The organism is Arthrobacter sp. Z1-9, from assembly GCF_054792695.1.
In genome coordinates, this window is record NZ_CP096456.1 from 864,606 (window position 1) to 884,080 (window position 19,475).

Sequence of the window (19,475 nt, forward strand, 5' to 3'; positions counted from 1 at the left end):
AAAGGATCTGCAGTGAAAATCATTGCCGCCGAAGTCTTCGTGACCAGTCCCTCCCGGAACTTTGTGACCCTCCGGATCACCACCGAGGATGGTGTGACAGGTATTGGTGACGCCACCCTGAACGGCCGCGAGCTCGCCGTTGCCGCCTACCTCAAGGAGCACGTGGCGCAGCTGTTGATCGGCAAGGACCCGCACCGGATCGAGGACACCTGGCAGTTCCTGTACCGGTCCTCGTACTGGCGCCGCGGGCCGGTGACCATGGCTGCGATCGCCGCCGTGGACATGGCCTTGTGGGACATCAAGGGCAAGATGGCCGGCATGCCGGTGTACCAGCTCCTGGGCGGGGCATCCCGCAACGGGCTGCGCGCCTACGGCCACGCCTCGGGCGCGGACCTTCCGGCTCTGTTCGATTCCGTCCGCGAACATCTGGAGCTGGGGTACAAGTCCATCCGCATCCAGACGGCCGTCCCGGGCATCAAAGCCGTCTACGGTGTGGCAGCGCAGGCCCAGGCCTCCGGTGAGCGGTACGACTACGAGCCGGCCGGCCGGGGTGCGTTCCCGGTGGAGGAGGACTGGGACACCCGGGCCTACCTGCGGCACCTTCCCACCGTGTTTGAGGCGGTCCGGAACGAGTTCGGCCCCGAGATCCCGCTGCTGCACGATGGCCACCACCGGATGACCCCCATCCAGGCCGCCAAGCTTGGCAAGGCGCTGGAGCCGTATGACCTGTTCTGGCTCGAGGACTGCACCCCGGCCGAAAACCAGGAGGGCCTGCGCCTGGTCCGGCAGCACACCACCACGCCGCTGGCGATCGGTGAAATCTTCAACACCGTGTGGGACTTCCAGACCATCATCAAGGAACAGCTGATCGACTACGTCCGCGCCGCGTCCACCCACTTCGGCGGGATCTCGCCGTTGAAGAAGGTCATGGATTTCGCCGCGCAGTACCAGATCAAGTCCGGTTTCCACGGCCCCACGGACATCTCCCCGGTGGGCTTCGCGGCGCAGCTGCACGTGGGCCTGGCCATCCACAACTACGGCATCCAGGAATACATGCAGCACTCCGACGCCACGAACACGGTGTTCGAGCAGTCCATGACGTTCGTGGACGGTTACCTGCACCCGGGCGACAAGCCCGGTATCGGCGTCGAATTCAACGAAGAAGCCGCCGCAGCCTACCCGTACCAGCAGGCCTACCTCCCCTACAACCGGCTCATCGACGGAACGGTCCACGACTGGTGAACACTCCCAACCCCGATACAACTGTTCCCGCCGCGGGACATCCCAGGCTCCGCGTCATTGTGATGGGAGTATCCGGCTGCGGCAAGACCACCATCGGCGACCTCGTCGCCCGGGAACTCGGCGTCCCGTTCCTCGACGGCGATTCGCTCCACCCGGTGGAGAACGTTGCCAAGATGGCGGCCGGCACACCCCTCACGGACGAGGACCGCTGGCCCTGGCTCGCCACCGTGGGCACCGCGCTGGCCAACGCGGGCGACGGCGGCATGGTCCTGGCATGCTCGGCGCTGCGCCGCAGCTACCGGGACGCCATCCGGGCGCAGGCGCCGGACACCATCTTCCTGCACCTGCACGGCAGCAAAGAGGTTTTGAGGGCACGCACCGAAGGGCGCACCGGGCACTTTATGCCGCCCGCCCTCCTTGAGTCGCAGCTCGCCACGCTGGAACCACTCGCGGCCGACGAAGCCGGCATCGTCGTCGACATTGCCGCTCCCGTGCAGCAGGTTGTGCAGGAGGCACTCGCCGGGATTGCCGCCGTCGGACGTCCTGCTCACGTTGCCCGCACTGCGGGTGCCCCAGGCGCCGGGCCGGGGCAGTTCGACGTCGAACTCCAGGCTGCCCCGTTCAATCTCGACGACGACGCCGTCACCTGGGTGGAATCCACCATCTCCGGAATGAGCCTCGAGGAGAAGATCGGCCAGCTGTTCATCAACCACAACAACGACTACTCCCCGGAGTACCTCGACGGCGTACTGGAGAACTTCCACGTGGGCGGCATGCGGTACCGGCCGGGCCCCTCGGCTGCTGTGCAGGAGCACATCCGCTACGCGCAGTCCAAGACCCGCATCCCGCTGCTGGTGGCGTCCAACCCGGAAATGGGCGGTGCCGGAAGCTGCGACGACGGGACGTTCGTCTCGACGCACCTGCAGGCCGGCTCGCACCCGGACAAGGCAATCGCCCGGCAGATGGGGCAGGTGGCCGGCGTGGAAACCGCGGCGCTGGGCTGCAACTGGGCTTTCGCGCCGATCGTGGACATCCACTACAACTGGCGGAACACAGTCATTTCCACCCGGTCCTTCGGCAATACCCCGGAGATTGTGGTGGAGCGGGCCAAGGAGTACTTCGACGGCATCAGCGAGTCGCCCACGGTGTGCGCCATGAAGCACTTCCCGGGGGACGGGGTGGACGAGCGTGACCAGCACGTGGTCACCTCCTACAACACGTTTGGGTACGAGGAGTGGAACCGCACCTACGGGCACGTGTACCGCGAGATGATCGGCCACGGCGTGCAGTCCATCATGGTAGGGCACATCGGGGCGCCGGAGCTGTCCCGGCACTTCCGGCCCGGCCTAGCCGATTCGGACATCCGTCCCGCAACGCTCGCGCCGGAACTGCTGCAGGACCTGCTCCGCGGCGAACTCGGCTTCAACGGGCTGGTGCTTACCGACGCCTCGTTGATGGTTGGCCTTACGCAGGCCATGAAGCGCAAGGACCTGGTGCCGGCCACCATCGCTGCCGGATGCGACATGTTCCTGTTCTTCCGGAACGCGGCCGAGGACTTCCAGTACATGCTGGACGGCTACAAATCGGGCGTTATCACCGAGCAGCGGCTGCATGACGCGCTGCGCAGGATCCTTGGACTGAAGGCTGCGTTGGGGCTGCACCGCAAGCCCGCATCGGATCTGGTCCCGGCTCCTGAAGCTCTTGCCGTGATCGGCAGCGAAGCGCACCGTGCCATTGCCGCGGAGATCGCTGACAAGACTGTCACCCTTATTAAGGACACGGCCAACAACCTGCCCATCACGCCCAAGACGCATCCGCGGATCCGCCTCTACGGTATTTCCGGCGGTGCTGATTTCACCCGGGCTGACCCGCTCGCCTACCTGGACACGGTCAAGGAAGAGCTCGAGGCCGCCGGCTTTGAGGTGCATGTCTTCAAGACGGCGGAGCAGCGGGAAGCCGCGGGGGAGACCGGGATGAACTTTATGCGGGTCCTGTCCGAGGAAGCCACCGGCGACTACGCGGACAGGTACGATGCCGCGTTCGTGTTCGCCAACGTGAAGGGTTTCGCCCAAGAGGCAGCCATCCGGATCAAGTGGTCCTCGCCGATGGCCGCGGAGATCCCGTGGTACGCCACTGAGGTTCCCACGGTGTTCGTCTCCCTCAACCAGCCCAACCACCTCATTGACGTCCCCATGGTCAAAACGGCCATCCATGCCCATGCAGGATCCCGGGAAGCCATCCGGGCCACCATCGAAAAGATCCAAGGCAAGTCCGGGTTCCAAGGCACGTTCAACGACAACGTGTTCTGTGATTCCTTCGATACCCGGCTCTAGGCGGAACTCCTTCCATCAGGCATAACAATGGCGGCCAGCGAATCTCGCTGGCCGCCATTGTTATGCGCTTCGGCTCTTGCTGTTTACCCTGACTGCTTGTCCGCGGTGCGGGTGGTGAACGGCAGGACCAGCCGGGACGGGTGGGCGGCGTCCCGGTAGATCTTGTGGGTGACGGGCCTCCCTACGGGAAGGTGGAAAGCATCCGGCGGGAGCAAGGCGTTGTGCTCATCGGCGAGGGGTTCGTCGTTGGACAGTTCCACCGTGAGCTTGTGGCCGGGCATGAACGTGTTCGCGAACGGGAAAAGACGCAGCACATACTCCTCGATGATGCCCGGTTCTACGTGCACGGCACGGGTGTGCGGGTGCCGCGGGTTGCCCTCGGTGGTCCTGTCGTCGTCGAGCTCGCGGTGCGAGGCTTTGAGGTACCCACTGGTGATGAGCTGCCGCTTGCCGTTGGGGGCGTAGTCCCACAGGCGGAGGATGAAGTTGCTGTCCGGCTGATCGATTTCGGCGAAGATGTGCGCAGCACCGGTGCCGATCATTTCCGTGGCTTCCTCGAATACGGGAGTGGACCAGCTGATGATTTCCACCTTGTCCGTGACGGTCAGCGGGGCCTGGTAGAAACCGTCCGGGGCCGCGTATTCAGTGCCCATGGGCTCGGGCTCGGTGGAGAGCTTGTGGCGCGGGCGCAGGTAGAGGTTCGTGTACTCGATCTCCTTCGGCGGCCACTGGTCTGCGGTGACCACCTCGCGGGAGCCTTCCACGAAGACACTGACCGGAGGTTCATCCATGATGCCGTTATCGATGCCCTTGATCCAGTAGTCGTACCACCGGAACATCTTGTCGTGTTCCTCGATGAAGGGCCGCGACTGCATGGGCGGGTACGGGCCGATGTCCAGCTTCTTGGGGCCCTTGAGTTCGTTGAACAGATCGATGGTGCCGTCCAGGGTCCAGCCGCGGCCCTGGTCCAGCTGCAGCCACACCGGGATATCGATGTTCGGGGCGAGGGTGATCGGGTTGCGTTCCTCGTACCAGTCGCCGTCGAGTTCGTTCATGACGATGTCGAACCACGCTTCGTGGTTTTTCGGGTAGTTCAGGACGTGGACCAGGTTCGGCCACGCGGCCACGTCCGGGTCCTGCAGGCGCTTGGCCACGAGCTCCTTGAGCTCCTCCGGGGCGTACTTTTCGATCATGCGGGACTTCACGCCGTCGGTGAACGCCCAGCCGGAATCACCGCCGCGGCCTTCACGGGCAGCACGCGGCATGAACCACATGATGCCGCCATGGTAGGTGGTCTCGTAGAAGTCGTAATGGCCGCCGGAGACGAAGATGGCCTTCAGACTCGGCGGGCGTTCAGCCGCGGCGAGGACCTGCATGGAGCCGAAGTAGGAGATGCCCACCATGCCCACATTCCCGTCGCACCAGGGCTGGGCGGCAACCCATTCGATGAAGTCGTAGGCGTCCTGACCCAGGGACACACCGCCGGCGTTGTAGTTTCCGATGTGCTCGCCCCCGGAGTGGCCCGAGCCGCGAAGGTCGCCGATGACGTGGACGTAGTCCTCCTTGACGATCCGGACAATGTCGCCGGCCTCGATGCAGCCGTCCCACATGGAGCTGGGACGGCGTTGCGGCGGGGTGGTCAGGGCCAGGGCCTGCAGTTCCTTGCCGTAGGGGCTAAGCGCCACCAGTGCGGGGCGGGGTTTGTTATCGGTGCCCTGGTAGGCGTCGGCTGCGAGTTCTACGCCGTCGCGCATCGGAACCCGGATGCCCTTGCGGATGGCGATCTTCTCCCCGCCGGCATTCCAAAACTGAAAGTCATCCATGAGTGCCTAGCTCCTCGTTCTCGGTCGTGTGGTCAAACGTTGTGCGGTAGCCGTGGAGCGTGGTGAAAAACGGGGACGGCTCCAGGGCCGGGTCCCCCGAGTAGTCCAGGTCCTCAGCCACGGGGGCGAACGGTGAATACGGCGAGTCCGTCTCCTGCAGCCCGGCGGCAAGGCAGCCGCAGGCCGCGTCGTTGACCCGGGCCTCCACCTCCAGGCTTCCCTGCAGCGCTTCGCGTGCCTGGTCAGCATCGAGTTCGACGCCGTAGGGGGTGCCGTCTGCCCGGCGGTACGGGTGTCCGAGGTACAGGTTCCGGGGGCGGACTTCCTCGCTCAGGTACTGCAGGCTGGAGCGGTACCTGGCCGGGTCCACGAAGCCGGGGAAGCCGTTGGCCGCGCCGTGTACCTGCACTGCGTCGCCGACGAAAACGTCATCCTGCCCGTCGATGACGTAAGCCACCGATCCCGGGGTGTGGCCCGGGATCGAATGCACGGAGACGGTGACATCACCGCCGAGGGAGATGGTTTCACCGCCACGCACCAGCATGGTTGGCTCCATCTCGCCGGAAATGACAGAGTTGGTGGCAGCTGTCAGCTTGGCCTCTCCCTCGGGATCCTGCAGATACTGCCCCCGGCCGGCCAGGTATTCGTCCACGTGGGCCTGGCGGGAGCGGAGCATGGGTGCGTCGGCCTCGTGGATGACCACCTGGGCGCGCCGTCCGGTCAGCTCCCACAGCGCGTATGCGCCGCCGATGTGGTCGATGTGGCCGTGGGTCAGGAAAATCCAGCGGACATCCTCGATTCGCCGGCCGATCGCCTCCAACGCCGGGGCCATGCCTTCTGCCGGGGAGGAAGCGATGCCGGTGTCCACGATGGCCGGTTCGGGTGCGTCGATGTAGAAGCTGTAGAGCCCGAACCGGCCCCAGGGCGAAACCAGCGGATGAACAGCAACCGTCATTGCCCGGCCCCCGCCTTCAGGAATTCACCTGTCTCCTCGAACGCCCGGTGGTACTCCGGAAGCCAGGAAAAGTGCTGGACGAACCCGTGACCGGCGCCGGCATAGCGGCTGACCGTCGTCCGCACACCGGCGTCCTTCAACCGCTGGCCGTAAAGCTCGCCCTCATCGCGCAGGGGGTCGTACTCACCCGTGATGACCAGTGCGGCCGGCAGGCCGGTGAGGTCCTCACGCTTGATCGGCGAGACGAGGGGATCCGCCGGATCAGCCCCGCTCTCAAGGTAAAAGGAATTGAACGGCTTCAGGCCGGCCGTCTCCAGCCCGTAACCCTCGGCGTTCTCCCGCAGCGAGGTGTAACGATCGACGTCGAAATCCAGGTCCAGCGAGGGGTAGAACATCACCTGGTGGGTGATTTTCCCGAACCCGTCGTCGTGCGCCATGGCGGCGACGGCGGCGACAAAGGTGCCGCCCGAGCTGTCGCCCGCGAGCGCGAGGTTCCCGCCTTCCCACTTCAGGCTTCGGCCCTGCTCAGCGGCCCAGCGGACTACGCCGTAGCAGTCCTCCAGCCCGGCCGGGAATACGGATTCGGGGGCCAGCCGGTATCCGACCGAAACCACCTTGTGGCCGGTTTCCTTGGCGAGGGCCCGGGCCACGTGGTCATGGGTGTCCAGGCTGCCCAGGAAAAACGCGCCGCCGTGGAAGTACACCAGCAGGCCGTAGGAGTCTGCCTCAACCGGGGTGTAGATCCGGACCGGCACGTCGCCTGCGGGCGTTACTGCCGTGGCATCCTCAACGAAGTGCAGCGGCAGTCGGTCCTCCAGCGGCGGCACCTGGGCCGCCTCGCCGTCGCGCATTGCCGCGGGATTCAGCGGTCCGGGCGGAGGCGGCGGCAGGGTGCCGAGGATGCGGGCAATTTCGGGGTGCAGTGTCATGGCTTAGGCCCGTGCCGCGGCGGGCTGCTGGGACGTTGGCTTCTGGCCGGGGAAGACATCGTTGACTTCTTCCTCGCTCCAGCCCTGGCGGGAAATGCGCTGCAGCTCGTCGGTCACGGGTTTGCGGGTTGCCTGGAAGAGGGCAAGGGCCTCCTTGACAGATTCAGCCTGGGCCAGCGCGTCGGCCAGTGCTCCTGCGTCCTCGATGGCGGAGTTCGCGCCCTGGCCCTGGTGGTGCAGCATCGAGTGGGCGGCATCCCCCATGAGGACGACGTTATCGGTGTGCCACGTGTCCACGGGATCGATGTCGTAGACCGCGCGGATGTTCACGGTATCCATGTCCAGGCCGCGGGCGATCGCGACGATGCGCTCGTCGAAGCCTTCCACGGTCTGCAGGAGCTGTTCCTTCGTGATGGTGGGTGCCCAGGTGCCGTCCGGGTTCAGGGCGGTGATGTCGAAGGACATCTGGCTGCGGTGGCGCAGCGGCAGCAGGTAGACCTTGGTGCCCTTGCCGATGTACATGCGCAGGTTGTCGTCGGTCACCATGCCGTGGGCGTCGTCGGCCGAGATCACCACGCGGTAGGCGTGCTCGCCGGAGAACACGGGGCCCTTGTCGCTGAAGAGCTGCTCGCGGACCGTGGACTTGATGCCGTCGGCACCCACCACCAGATCGGCGTCGGCGGTTTCCCCGTTGGCGAAGGTCAGGACGGAGCGGCCGTCCTTTTCTTCGATGTTCTGCAGCTTGTGGCCGAGTTTGACCATGCCTTCGGGGAGGACGCTCAGCAAAGCCTCGATGAAGTCGCGGCGGTGGATGAGATAGGTCTGCTTCTCGTCGCCGGACTCCGGCCAGGTGTCCTTCATGATCGGCTCACCGGCGGCCGTAAGGATCTCGAAGTAATCACTCGGCGAGCTGACGTTGGCCACCGCGTCGAAGATGCCCCACTGGCGGAACCGGGCCATGGTGGCGGGACGCAGGCCGATGCCGGCGCCGACTTCGCCCATTTGGGGGGCCTGTTCGTAGACCGTCACGTCTGCGCCGAGCAGGCTCAGGGCTTTGGCCGCGGCGGCGCCGCCGTAGCCTGCGCCGACGATGGCGATCTTGAGGTTCTTGATGTCTTCAGCCTTCATTGGGTGAGTCTCTTTCGTGAGCCAGGCCGGGCCTGGGGAGGGGTAAGTTGCGGTGGTATGGGCCGGGTCAGGCGCGCAGCGACAGGAAGTCGGCCGGGTTGTCCTCAAGCAGGAGTTTGAGCGTGGCCTCGTCGATTCCGGCGGCGCGCATGTCCGGGATCATGTCCTCGAAGATGTAGTTGATGGTGTGGCCCTTTACGCCCGGCCAGCCCAGTGGGCTGCAGTTGGCGTCGGCTGAGACCAGGAGCTTGTCCGTGTAGCCCTTGTTTACGAGCTTGACGAAGTGCTCCATCCGCTCGTCGCGCTTGCGGCCCCAGAACGGCGGGTCCGGCAGTTCGAGGTCGTAGCCGAAGGTGTCGAAGCCGATCCGGCCGCCCTGCTCGTAGATCCAGTCGTGCGGGGTGATCGGAGCGTTCAGCCCGTCGTCGGCATGGCCGAAGAGCACGCGGTCCAGGGGGAGGCCCTCTTCCTGGAAGATGCTCACTGCCGGTTCGGGATCAATGGCCAGGTGGGTCAGGATCGGCGCACCGGTAACGACGGCGGCGCGCGCCGCCGCTCGGTAGATGCGCTTGTCCAGTTCCGTCATCCGGCCGCCGCGGCTCACGCCCACCTTGATGACGCCGGCCTTGGCGCCCGTGTTGCCAATGCCGATCGTAATCTCGTGGATGAACACCTTCGCGAGGTAGTCCACGGTGGCGCGGGCGAAGTGCGCCAGGGCGGTGTCGCCGCCGACGAAACCGGTACTGGCAACGATGTGCACACCCGTCTTGGCGGACAGGGACTTGTAGTAGTCCACATCGCGGCCGTTGCAGATACCGGTGGCGTCCACAAAGGTGCCGCCGCCGTATTCACGGAATTTCCGCAGCTTTGGCACGGTCTCCTCGTAGGCCTGTTCCGGCGTCTTCCACCATTTGGTGTCCAGTTCTGACCCGGGCATGCCGTAGCCGATGTGTTCGTGGACCGCCACGATTTCCAGTTCTTCGGCCGGGATGGTTCCCAGCACGGTGTTGACCTTGGTCATTCGTTCACCTCAGGGGTTCGAAAGCTTGTTGTGGATGTGCCGAGGCGTGCTAGCGCACGGCCAGGAGGTTGCGCGGGTTGTCAACGAGGATGCGCTGCGCGTCGCCGTCACTCAGGCCCTGCGCCTTAAGGAAAGGCACAAAGGAGGTGAGGACTTGGCTGTAGGGCAGGTTGTACTCCGGCAGGCCCTTGGCCACCCCGATGGAGCTGCCCGAGAGGATGATTTTGTCCGCATGGCCGGCGTTGATGAGTTCGAGGATGAGTTCACAGCGTTCGCTGTCAGTGAGGTAGTCGGCGTGGTCGTTCAGGCCAACGTGGTCGATGCCCACGAACGCTCCGCGGCCGGCCACGTCCATGGCCGAGTCCTTGGCGTCGCTGCGGTCCAGGTCCCCCACCAGCACCCGGTCGGCTCCGATCTGCTCGTCAAGGACGACGTCCAGATCGTGCAGGACATCGGCGCCGAAGCGGATGGAGATCGGGACCCCGGTGTTTTTGGCGGCCCGGGCGGAGCCGCGGAACAGGCTGTCCTCAGTGGGGGTCATGCCGGCGCGGTCGGCCACGGCTGCAACAATTCCGGCGGCGGCACGGCGCTCCACCCGGGGGACCACCATTCCCTCGGTGACTTCCTTGCCGAAGAGATCGCCGAACTTATCGGCCGGCCAAGGGGTGGGCGGGTTGGTCTGCGGCGTTAGGAAGTAGCCGCCCATTTCTTCTTCCGGGCCCATGCCGGTAGAGGCGACGATGTGGACGCCGGTGGAGCGGGACAGCGCCTCGTAGAGCTTGAGGTCGCGGCCGTGGAACATCCCCGTGCTGTCCACGATCGTCTGGCCGCCGTGCTCGCGGAAGTCCTTGAGCTTGGTTGCCAGGGCCTCGAAGATCTCCGCCCTGTCCATCGAAATGTCCGGGGCGTACTGTGCGCCGGGGAGCACTGACAGGAGCGCCTCGTGGACTGCGACAACGCCCAACTCGGAAGCAGGGACGGGACCCAGGACCGTGTTAACGGACTGCCCGCCCGGGGCTCCTGATTCATCGCCGGTCTCGACGGGTGCGGTGTAACTCACGGGCTTCTCCCTTGAAGTTTGGGTACTGGCGAAGGGCCCGGAGGGCCATCCTGGCTATTCTCACGGGCTAATGTAGCCAGCATCACATGTTTCTTTACAACATGTCAAGAAAACAGTCTAAGCGTAAGCGGTATTGACCATTGAGACCGAAGCGTCCATGTCGTTAAGTTGCTTGACATTATGTAAACAATTTATTCAAACTGTGGGGAAGACCACATCACCTCGAAACAAGGGAGTTTCATCGATGAACCAGGCCATCTCCGTGTCCAGCCGCGGCTCCACACGAGCCACCTTCATTGCCGCCTACAGCGCGGTCACTCTGGCCCAAATCACAAACGCACTGCCGGGCGCGCTCAGCGGCACCTTTGCCGTGGAGTTCCAGACCTCAGGTGCTGGCCTGACCTGGATTGCGGGCATGTTCCTCATGGGCATCGTGGTGTTTGAGCTCAGCTGGGGCCTTCTCGGAGACATGTTCGGCCGTAGGAAGCTGCTCTACGTCGGCGCCGCGGTCAGCGTTGTCGGTTCCGTACTCGCAGCGCTGGCGCAGACCACTGAAATGATGATCTTCGCGCAGGCGGTCGGCGGCGTCGGAGCGGGCATCCTGTTTCCAATCTCGTTGTCCATGATCGCGGCGATCACCCCGGACCACCGTGCCCGGGCAAAGGTCATCGCCACGTGGGCCGGGTTCCTGTCCCTCGGCGCGGTGATTTCACCCGTACTCGCCGGCTTCACGGCGCAGTTCTTTACCGTTCCGGGCGCTGTTCCAGGTGCACCTAATGAGTTCAGCGGATGGCGGGCGGCTTATCTGGTTGCCGCCGCCATTGCCGTGCTCGTGCTCCTCGTTGCACTCCGGGCAAAGGACTCTGCCGCCGCTGAGGGGCGCAAGCTGGACCTGCTCGGCCAGTTCACCCTGGCACTTGGCCTGATTGCCGTTCTTTACGCCACTGTCACAGCAGTGGACGCAGGCTTCGGCAGCCCGCAGGTCCTGGGAAGTTACGCGGCCGGCGTCATCCTCCTCGTCGCCTTCGTCATTATCGAATCACGCACCGCGCAGCCGCTGATCCACCTGTCACTGTTCAAAAACAGCTCCTACTCGATCACCGGAATCGTAGCGGTCACAGGCATGTTCGCCTTCCTTGCGATCTGCTTCAGCACGAGCGTCGCCGTCAGCGGGCTTGCCCTTGCCGAGACCTGGAAGGTCGGTGTGCTCTTCGTCTTCATCCAAGGTCCTGCCTTCATGTTCATACCGGTGGTCGGATGGCTCATCCACCACGTGGCCCCGCGGTGGGTGCTCAGCGCGGGCTTCGCACTCATGGCCGTCTCCGGCTTCTGGCTCTCGACCTTCGCCCTCGGTGCCCCGGAGGCCTTCGGCGGTACCCTGTGGACGGCCTTCATCCCGCCGCTTCTGGTGCTGGGGATCGGGTTCGCCCTCACCGTCGGCTCGGTAACCGCCGTTGCCATCAACACCGTCCCGCCCGAGCAGATCGGCATGGCTTCGGCCACCACCAACCTCCTGCGCGACCTTGGCTTCGCCCTCGGCCCCGTGGTCGGATCAGCGATCGCCTTCGGCATCGGAGCCACGGCCTTCGCGGGTCCCCTTGCCGGGATCCTGAGCGGGGCAGGACTGCCCGCAGAGGCCGTCAGCGGGTTGGCAAACGTGCCGCCGCTGGGCTTCCTCTCCGGCTGGGACGGCGTGATCGCGCAGTTCTCCGGCCAGGCAACGGCAGGCGGCGCACCCGCACAGGCCGTGGACGGCATGGTCCAGGCCCTCAACGCCGCACAGCCGCAGATCCAAGGCGTAGCAGGGACCTCGCTGGGCCAAGGGTTCCAGGCCGTTTACCTCGCCGCAGGTATCGCGGCCGTCCTCTCCGCGGTTCTTACCCTCTTCATCTCTGCACGCTCTTCCGCGCCCGCACCGGCTGCCGTGGGGGAGACCACCCAAGCAAACGCCGAAGCCGCCGTCTAAGGCTGACCCCGCTTTCCCGAACCATCACCTTCCAACAAGGAGAAACACCGTGACTGCACCCATCGAGTCCGACATCGACATCTGGGATGACGGCATCCTGGTTGACCCCTATCCGACCTACGCGGCACTCCGCGAGCAGGCCGCCGTCGTCCACCTCCCCAAATACGACCTCTACGTCCTGACGCGCTACGACGCCATCCGTGAGGCACTTGGTGACCCGGAAACCCTCTCGTCCACCAGCATCGGTTTCAACCCCATAGTGAACGAAGCGCTGCAGGGCACCTCGCTCGCTTCGGATCCGCCCGTGCACACGCAGCTGCGTGCCACGCTCTCGCAGAACCTCACTCCCCGCGCACTCCGCGGCCTGAAAGTGCTCATCGACGAAAAGGCCGACAAGCTTGTCGCCGAACTCGCAGCCAGCGGCAGCTTCGAAGCCATCGATTCCCTGGCCCGGGCCTTCCCGATCGAGATCGTTGCGGATCTCATTGGCTTCCAGGGGCACGTCAAGGACAACATGCTGCGCTGGGGCCAGGCCGCAATGCAGGTTATCGGCCCGCTGAACCAGCGCACCCAGGAGGCCTTTCCCATCGCCGGCGAGCTCTATGGCTGGTGCTCTTCGGTCACGGCTGAAGACCTCGTACCCGGCTCAATCGGCCGCGGAATCTTCGATGCCGAGACCCGCGGCGAGATTCCGGAAGGCTCGGCAGGACATATCATCCACCAGTACCTCGGAGCAGGTGTGGACACAACCATTGCCTCGATCGGGAACATCGTTGCGCTGTTCGGCCGCCACCCGGAGCAATTCAAGCTGGTGCGGGAAAACCCGGAACTCGTCCCCGCAGCTTTCGCCGAGGTGCTGCGCTACTGGGCGCCGGTCCATATCTGGGGCAGGAAGGCAACCCGCGATGTGGAAATCTACGGTGTGACAATCCCCGCAGGTGCCCAAGTGGGAATCCTCTTCGGAGCAGGGAACCGGGACCCGCGGCATTACGAGAACCCGGACACGTTCGACGTGCTGCGCAACCCGGTGGATCATCTGTCCTTTGGCTACGGGCCGCATGGCTGCGCAGGCCAGGGGCTGGCAAAGCTCGAAGCCCACGCAGTCATCGAAGCACTTGCCCGCAGGGTCGAGACACTGACCGTCGGGGACGAGATGCGGGAGCCGAGCAACATCACACGCAGCATCGAAAAGCTCGAGGTCACCAAGGTGGTGGCGGCATGAGGATCGAACTGGACCGGCCGCGCTGCGAAGGACACGGCCTCTGCGAGGAAGCAGCACCTGCGCTGATGCACCTGGATGACGACGGCGAGCTCGTGATCGATGTCTCCGAGGTGGACGGGGCGGAGCTGGAGTCCGCGAAAGCGGCCGTCAGGATCTGCCCGGTGGCCGCACTGCGGTTGGCCGCGGCATGACGATGCGACAAATTGTTGTGGTCGGCAACGGCATCGCCGGACTGACCGCCTGCGACTCACTGCGCTCAGCCGGGTTCGACGGCGAGCTAACCATTGTGGGCGCGGAGCGCCACCACCCCTACAGCCGCCCCGCCCTGTCCAAAGCGCTGCTTCACGGTGATGACACCCTCCAGGCGCACGAACTTCCCGAACCGACCCACGATGCAACCGAGTTGCTGGGCGTTAGCGCCACGGGCCTTGACGTCGATGCCCGCCATGTGTGCCTGGAGGGAGGCGGTGAGCTGCCATACGACGGCCTGGTCATCGCCTCCGGTTCCAGGGCGAGGCATCTAGCCCCCGGGCAAAGAACTGCTGGACCCCAAGGGGAGAGCATCCCCCGTGAGCTCACCCTGCGCACCATCGAGGATGCAATCCTCCTCAAAGAACTCGTCGCCCCGCGTCCCTCCGTTATCGTGATCGGCGGTGGTCCGCTTGGCATGGAGGTGGCGTCTGGTTGCCTGCATGTGGGCTGCGAGGTCACGCTCGTCTCCGACGTCGCGCCATTGGCGCGCCAACTCGGCGGCCATCTTGCCGGTATCTTTACGACGGCCGCCATCCAGAGCGGCCTGCGCGTGGTACAAGGCGGGCATGCCCGCCTCGCCGATCACGGTTCAGGGACACGGGTCGTCCTCGCCGACGGCACCGAACTCCACGCCGATCTGGTGGTCACCGCCATCGGCGATGACCCGAATATCGAATGGCTGGCCGGCTCAAACCTCCTCACCGACGGGTCGCTGCGCGTCGATTCCCGCGGCCGGGTCCGGCCGGAGATAGTCGCCGCCGGTGACGTGGCATTCTTCCCAACCCGCCGGGGCGTGCAGCGGGTTCCCTTGTGGACGAGTGCCATCGACCAGGCGAAGGTCGCCGCTGTCGGTCTGCTTCTGGGCGACAACGCGCCGGAATTCAACTTCCAGCCGTATTTCTGGACGGAGGGCTTCGGGCTGTCACTCAAGGCGGTCGGATTCACACCCGTGACCGGCGGACCCGATTTCTGTGAACCTGGCGCGGAGAGCGGGTCGCTGCTGATGCGCTGGCACAACGGCGACAGCTCAGGAACCGCCGCCGCGGTGAACTATCGGATCCCCATCCCAAAACTGCGCCGGTTGGCCGGCGCCGGCCCCGCGGCGTTGTCCACGGCCCCGCCGGCACGGGTGTGACGCCGCCAACGGCCGTTAGGATTGTTGGATGCCGTCGCTCCGAGAAGCCCAGAAGAAGCTCACCCGCGACATGATCGTGGAGCGCGCGCTGGTGCTCTTCACTGAAAAGGGCTACGCCGCCACCACCATCGATGAGATTGCGGCCGCGGCCGGAACCACCCGGGTGACCTTCTACGCTTACTACCCCTCACGCAGTGACCTGATGCGGGACTTTATGGCCCGTGTCAACGCCGTGCTGGACCGTGCCGACGAGCCCGAGTCCGGCTCCACCGCACCCGACCTGGTGGACGTGGTGCGTGCGGGTGAGTTGCCGGGCATCCTTGCGTGGCTGGAATCCCGGGCTGCACTCTGGCCGGTCTTCCGTCCCTACCTCGACGTCCTGGACGAGGCAGCCGCGGTGGACCGCGAGGTGCGCACCATGGTGGAGGAGTGGCACGAGGAAGTCATTTCCGATCTGGTCAAAGGGATGGCGCTCGCCCGCCGCTTCCCGGAGGAAACCCGCCACATCAGGGGAACCTTGGCGTTCACGTCCCTGGACTACGTGGCCACGCTCTGGACCCGTCGCAAGCTTGAACCCAATCGCGAGCATGCGCTCGAAATCCTAGCTGACAGTTGGTACCACCTGCTCTGTGACGAGCGCTGATTAATAAGTGAAGCCCCCTCAATGAGGGGGCTTCACTTATCAATCAGCGTTTGCGTCTAGATCCACTTCGGCGGGGACGGAACGCTGCCGTCCAGTGCGCCAAGTCCGGTGGCTGCAACCCCGGCGGAGCCGCGGCCTGCTGCCCACTGGACGACGGCGGCCAGCGGACCGGTGATGATCGTCGGCTTGGTTGCGCTCGTGTCGCCGAACGTCAGTGCGTTCCCGGTGACGTTGATCAGGATTCCCTGGTCAGTCCCGCGGGTGTGCCAGGCGCCGGTGATGTCCTTCAGCAGCCGCTCCAGGACGGGCGCCGGAATGTCGCTGAAGGTGGCGCCATTGTCCAGGTCCACGGCGTGGAGCCAGACCTCGCGGGTGCGCATCCACACCGTTTCCTCAGCCGGGACAACCCGGCCCTGGGCGGTTTTGATTATGTGGTGCCAAGCGTCGGCGGGCAGGTCGCGCCATTCGACGTTCAGGTGCACGGAGGAGTGGTCGAAGAGGTGCCGCAGGGCGATGGGGGAGAGGGTAGCCCCGAACTCGATCTCGTGGTTGCGCGCCTCAGGAGAGGGGTACATCGGAGTTTCCACTCCTGTGGCAGCCCATTCGACCAGCCGGGCGATAGCCCGGGCGTTGTAGCCCACGTGTACCACGACGTGGCGGCGGGCCCACCCCGGCAGCAACGAGCCGCCGTCGAGCTCTGCATCCGGGAGCTCGTTCAGCTTGCGGGCGAAGAACGCGGTGCCCCGGCGCGCCTGGAGCAGCGCGTGCAGGAGCGCCGGGTCCTTCGTCTGGTCGTGGCGGGCGACCATCAGGCTTCCTTGACCACGCGGTTGGTCAGCTGGCCCAGGCCCTCGATGGTGGTGACCAGGACCTGGCCTTCCTGCAGGTACCGCTTGGGGTCCTGGGCGTGGCCCACGCCGCCGGGGGTGCCGGTGGCGATCACGTCGCCCGGGTTCAGGGTGATGATCGTGGAGATGTAGGACACCAGGAATTCGGGGGTGAACACCAGGTCCGACGTCGGCGTGCTCTGCTGGACGTCGCCGTCCACCGCGGAGGTCATGAGCGGGCCGGGGGTGAATTCGTCCTTGGTGACCAGGGCAGGGCCGAACGGGGTGGACTTCTCCCAGGTCTTGCCCTGCAGCCACTGGATGGTGCGGAACTGGTAATCCCGCATGGACACATCGTTCAGGACGGCGTACCCGGCGATGTGGTCCGCGGCGTCGGTTTCGCTGATGCGCCGGCCCTGCTTGCCGATGACGACGGCGAGTTCGGCTTCCCAGTCCACGGTGTCCGATTCCTGCGGCAGCGCGAGGTCATCGTTGGGCCCGATCAGGGACTCGGCGTACTTGGCGAACAGGGTGGGGTGCTCGGGGACTTCCCGGCCCATTTCCTTGATGTGGTTGCGGTAGTTGTGCCCCACACAGATGATTTTGCCGGGGGAGGGCACGACGGCGGCAAGGTCGGCGCCGTCGAGCGCGTGCGTTGCGCCATTGGCTGCCTCCGCCGTGGTTTCCCAGGCGGGGTCCTGCAGGAGGGCGCCGACGTCGGCGAAACCCGGAATCTCGGTGAGGGTGCCGCCGTCCTGGCGGACCGCCGTGGTGCTCTTGCTGTTGTCGAGGCGGAGGGTGAGGAGTTTCATTACTTGGTGCGTCCTTCGGTGTAGGTGCGGTTGAAGCTCAGGCGCTCGAAGATGGGGGCGTCGCTGAAGCGGAACAGATCAAACCCGGTATCGGCCTGCAGGGACCAGGCTGCCCAGGACGGGACCACAAAGAGGTCGCCCTTGGCCAGCTGCTTAATTTCCCCGTTGAGGACCACCGAGCCGGTGCCTTCGAAGACCTGCCAGACGCTCGAGCCCACTTCGCGGAGCGCTTCGGTGGTGGCGCCGGCGCGGAGGCGGTGGAACTCGGCGCGGATGGTGGGCATGACGTCCCCGCCCGTGGTGGGGTTGGTGTAGCGGACCGCGGCGTGGCCCTGCGAGACCGTGGCCGGGTGGCCCTCGTCCTCCAGGAGCAGCTGCTCGCGGAGGGCGGCGTCGGTGTGCTCCCAGCGGTACGCGGCGATGGGGGAACTTGTGGTGTCATCCAGGCCGGAGAGCGGGCGCAGGCCGGGGTGGGCCCAGAGCCGTTCGGCGCGGGAGATGTCCGGGGTGGCTTCATCGGTGACGCGTTCGGTGCCGAACTCGAAGAACCCGGCATCGGCGTAGTGCACGAACGGGATGTCCAGTCCGTCGATCCAAGCCATGGGCTGATCGGTGTCGTTGTGGTGGCCATGGAAGTTCCAGCCCGGGGTGAGCAGGAAATCGCCGCGGGACATCCGCACGGGGTCACCGTTCACCACGGTCCACACGCCTTCGCCCTCGACGACGAACCGGAACGCGTTCTGTGAGTGGCGGTGCTCAGGTGCCGTTTCCCGTCCGCCCAGGTACTGGATTGCTGCCCACAGCGTAGGTGTGGCGTACGGGGCGCCCGCCAGGCCGGGGTTCGCCAAGGCAATCGCCCTGCGCTCCCCCCCGCGGCCCACCGGCACCAGGTCCCCGGCGCGGGCGGCGAGCGGGTACAGGTCGTTCCAGCGCCAGACGTGGGGGACTGCCTGGGGGGTGGGGACCATCGGCATCAGGTCCCCGATCTCCGTCCACAAAGGAATCAGGTTCTCCTTGTCGAAGTCCTGGTAGAGCTGCTCCAGCTGCGCAGCCTCCTCCGGGGTGGGCTCCGGCAGGGCGTGGCTGGCGGCCACTGATTCGTGAGTAGTGTTCTCGGCGCTGATGGACACGCAGGCCTCCTCGGTAGGTTCGAACGGTGTTGGCGTAGTTCGACCCTACGGAGGAAGTGCATGTGATACCGAGCATATTCTGTTCTACAGAATTAGGGCGTAGGGCTAACTAGTCAGGCTCGGCGGGGTTGGCGGCGATGTCGATTTCGAGCTGCCGGCAGGTTTCGTTCAGGGCGGCGACCAAGCCAGCGTCGAACACTGTCCGGAAGCGTGTGGCAGGCGTGGCGACGCTGATCGCTCCCACCACGTCGCCGTGCCGGTTGTGCAGCGCCATGCCGAGCGCGCTCACGCCGTCCTCGGTGCCTTCGAAGTTGGCGGCGAAGCCGTTGCTGCGGACGGCATCAAGCTCCCGCAGGAAGGCCGGGAATTCCTCCTCTGCGATGGTGTCGCCGCTGATCTCGGCATTATTGCTCCGGAAGAGCTGCTGGATCATGGACGGATCCAGCTCTGCCAGGATGGCCTTGCCGCCGGAGGTCTTGTTGGCGGGCAGAACCGTTCCCTGCCTGTCGCCTACCCGCAATACGTTGTTTCCTTCCACGGTGGCCAGGAACCGTACCTTGGTGCCCACCCGGACCATAAGATTCACCGTTTCGTTCAGCTGGGCCGACAGCAGTTCCATGTGCGGCTGGGCGAGCGAGCGGAGCAGCCTGGTCCAGCTCAACCCTGCCGGACCCACGCCCATTGCCGGGCCCGGAACGTAGCGCCGGGTTTCATCCTGCACCGCGAAACCGCGGTAAACCAGCATGGCCAGGAGACGGTGGGCTGTGGATGGCGCAACCTGCAGTTCCTCGGCCGCATCCTTCAGCCGGAGGGTCCCGCCGTCGCGGAGCAGCTGGAGCAGTTGCAGCGCGTTGTCCACTGCCTCGATGGAATACGTGGGCCGCTTCTGGACCGCCTTTTTCTGGCCAGGCTTCCGCCCTGGCCTCGCACTGGGGGTAGCGGGGTTGTTCTGCACATCAGAATTGTATTGTGGTTCATCTTCCATGCCGATGACAGT

The 19,475-nt window shown here is 65.4% G+C and carries 17 protein-coding genes; 7 read left to right on the forward strand and 10 right to left on the reverse strand.

All coding sequences use genetic code 11. From position 1 onward, the window contains the following. Positions 1-12 precede the first annotated feature (12 nt). Both manD and M1D93_RS04110 read left to right on the forward strand, forming a co-directional pair. On the forward strand, positions 13-1,242 hold the full coding sequence (gene manD / locus M1D93_RS04105; protein WP_461173905.1) for a D-mannonate dehydratase ManD: 1,230 nt from the start codon (positions 13-15) through the stop codon (positions 1,240-1,242). Between the two features lie 62 nt (positions 1,243-1,304). Continuing rightward, on the forward strand, positions 1,305-3,575 hold the full coding sequence (locus M1D93_RS04110) for a gluconokinase, GntK/IdnK-type (protein ID WP_461174922.1): 2,271 nt from the start codon (positions 1,305-1,307) through the stop codon (positions 3,573-3,575). A gap of 83 nt (positions 3,576-3,658) precedes the next feature. Here M1D93_RS04110 and M1D93_RS04115 read toward each other — a convergent pair whose 3' ends face one another. From M1D93_RS04115 to M1D93_RS04140, 6 genes are all read right to left on the reverse strand, one after another. Continuing rightward, entirely contained in the window at positions 3,659-5,398 is a 1,740-nt protein-coding gene (locus M1D93_RS04115; RefSeq protein WP_461173906.1) for a CocE/NonD family hydrolase, read from the reverse strand. Continuing rightward, a complete protein-coding gene (locus M1D93_RS04120; protein ID WP_461173907.1) occupies positions 5,391-6,353 on the reverse strand; it encodes an MBL fold metallo-hydrolase in 963 nt (320 codons plus the stop codon). Before M1D93_RS04120 ends, M1D93_RS04115 begins: the two co-directional genes overlap by 8 nt. After that, on the reverse strand, positions 6,350-7,282 hold the full coding sequence (locus tag M1D93_RS04125) for an alpha/beta hydrolase (protein ID WP_461173908.1): 933 nt from the start codon (positions 7,280-7,282) through the stop codon (positions 6,350-6,352). Before M1D93_RS04125 ends, M1D93_RS04120 begins: the two co-directional genes overlap by 4 nt. Before the next feature lie 3 nt (positions 7,283-7,285). After that, positions 7,286-8,410: an FAD-dependent monooxygenase gene (locus tag M1D93_RS04130; RefSeq protein ID WP_461173909.1), complete on the reverse strand. Its 1,125-nt coding sequence runs from the start codon at positions 8,408-8,410 to the stop codon at positions 7,286-7,288. A gap of 67 nt (positions 8,411-8,477) precedes the next feature. Next, complete coding sequence (locus M1D93_RS04135; RefSeq protein WP_461173910.1) at positions 8,478-9,431, reverse strand: phosphotriesterase family protein; 954 nt, start codon at positions 9,429-9,431, stop codon at positions 8,478-8,480. 49 nt (positions 9,432-9,480) lie between these two features. Beyond that, the gene (locus tag M1D93_RS04140; RefSeq protein ID WP_461173911.1) at positions 9,481-10,491 is read right to left on the reverse strand and encodes a phosphotriesterase family protein; all 1,011 of its coding nucleotides are present in this window, start codon (positions 10,489-10,491) and stop codon (positions 9,481-9,483) included. Positions 10,492-10,735: 244 nt separating this feature from the next. Here M1D93_RS04140 and M1D93_RS04145 point away from each other — a divergent pair, with 244 nt between their 5' ends. The 5 genes from M1D93_RS04145 to M1D93_RS04165 are packed head-to-tail and all read left to right on the forward strand — an operon-like array spanning position 10,736 to position 15,709. Beyond that, entirely contained in the window at positions 10,736-12,457 is a 1,722-nt protein-coding gene (locus M1D93_RS04145; RefSeq protein WP_461173912.1) for an MFS transporter, read from the forward strand. A gap of 49 nt (positions 12,458-12,506) precedes the next feature. Continuing rightward, positions 12,507-13,679 (forward strand): cytochrome P450, encoded by a 1,173-nt coding sequence (locus M1D93_RS04150; RefSeq protein ID WP_461173913.1) that lies wholly within the window; start codon positions 12,507-12,509, stop codon positions 13,677-13,679. After that, positions 13,676-13,870 (forward strand): ferredoxin, encoded by a 195-nt coding sequence (locus tag M1D93_RS04155; RefSeq protein WP_461173914.1) that lies wholly within the window; start codon positions 13,676-13,678, stop codon positions 13,868-13,870. Before M1D93_RS04150 ends, M1D93_RS04155 begins: the two co-directional genes overlap by 4 nt. Further along, complete coding sequence (locus M1D93_RS04160) at positions 13,867-15,066, forward strand: NAD(P)/FAD-dependent oxidoreductase (RefSeq protein WP_461173915.1); 1,200 nt, start codon at positions 13,867-13,869, stop codon at positions 15,064-15,066. Before M1D93_RS04155 ends, M1D93_RS04160 begins: the two co-directional genes overlap by 4 nt. 28 nt (positions 15,067-15,094) lie before the next feature. Continuing rightward, entirely contained in the window at positions 15,095-15,709 is a 615-nt protein-coding gene (locus tag M1D93_RS04165; protein WP_461173916.1) for a TetR/AcrR family transcriptional regulator, read from the forward strand. A 56-nt stretch (positions 15,710-15,765) separates the two neighbouring features. Here M1D93_RS04165 and M1D93_RS04170 read toward each other — a convergent pair whose 3' ends face one another. The 4 genes from M1D93_RS04170 to M1D93_RS04185 form a co-directional block, all read right to left on the reverse strand. Next, positions 15,766-16,518, reverse strand: coding sequence for a maleylpyruvate isomerase family mycothiol-dependent enzyme (locus tag M1D93_RS04170; protein WP_461173917.1), 753 nt, complete (start codon positions 16,516-16,518; stop codon positions 15,766-15,768). Next, positions 16,518-17,348 (reverse strand): fumarylacetoacetate hydrolase family protein, encoded by an 831-nt coding sequence (locus tag M1D93_RS04175; protein ID WP_461173918.1) that lies wholly within the window; start codon positions 17,346-17,348, stop codon positions 16,518-16,520. Before M1D93_RS04175 ends, M1D93_RS04170 begins: the two co-directional genes overlap by 1 nt. Continuing rightward, positions 17,348-18,478: a cupin domain-containing protein gene (locus tag M1D93_RS04180; protein WP_461173919.1), complete on the reverse strand. Its 1,131-nt coding sequence runs from the start codon at positions 18,476-18,478 to the stop codon at positions 17,348-17,350. The genes M1D93_RS04175 and M1D93_RS04180 overlap by 1 nt, the downstream gene beginning before the upstream one ends. 109 nt (positions 18,479-18,587) lie before the next feature. Next, positions 18,588-19,433, reverse strand: a complete 846-nt coding sequence (locus M1D93_RS04185) for an IclR family transcriptional regulator (RefSeq protein ID WP_461173920.1) — start codon at positions 19,431-19,433, stop codon at positions 18,588-18,590. Positions 19,434-19,475: the final 42 nt, after the last annotated feature.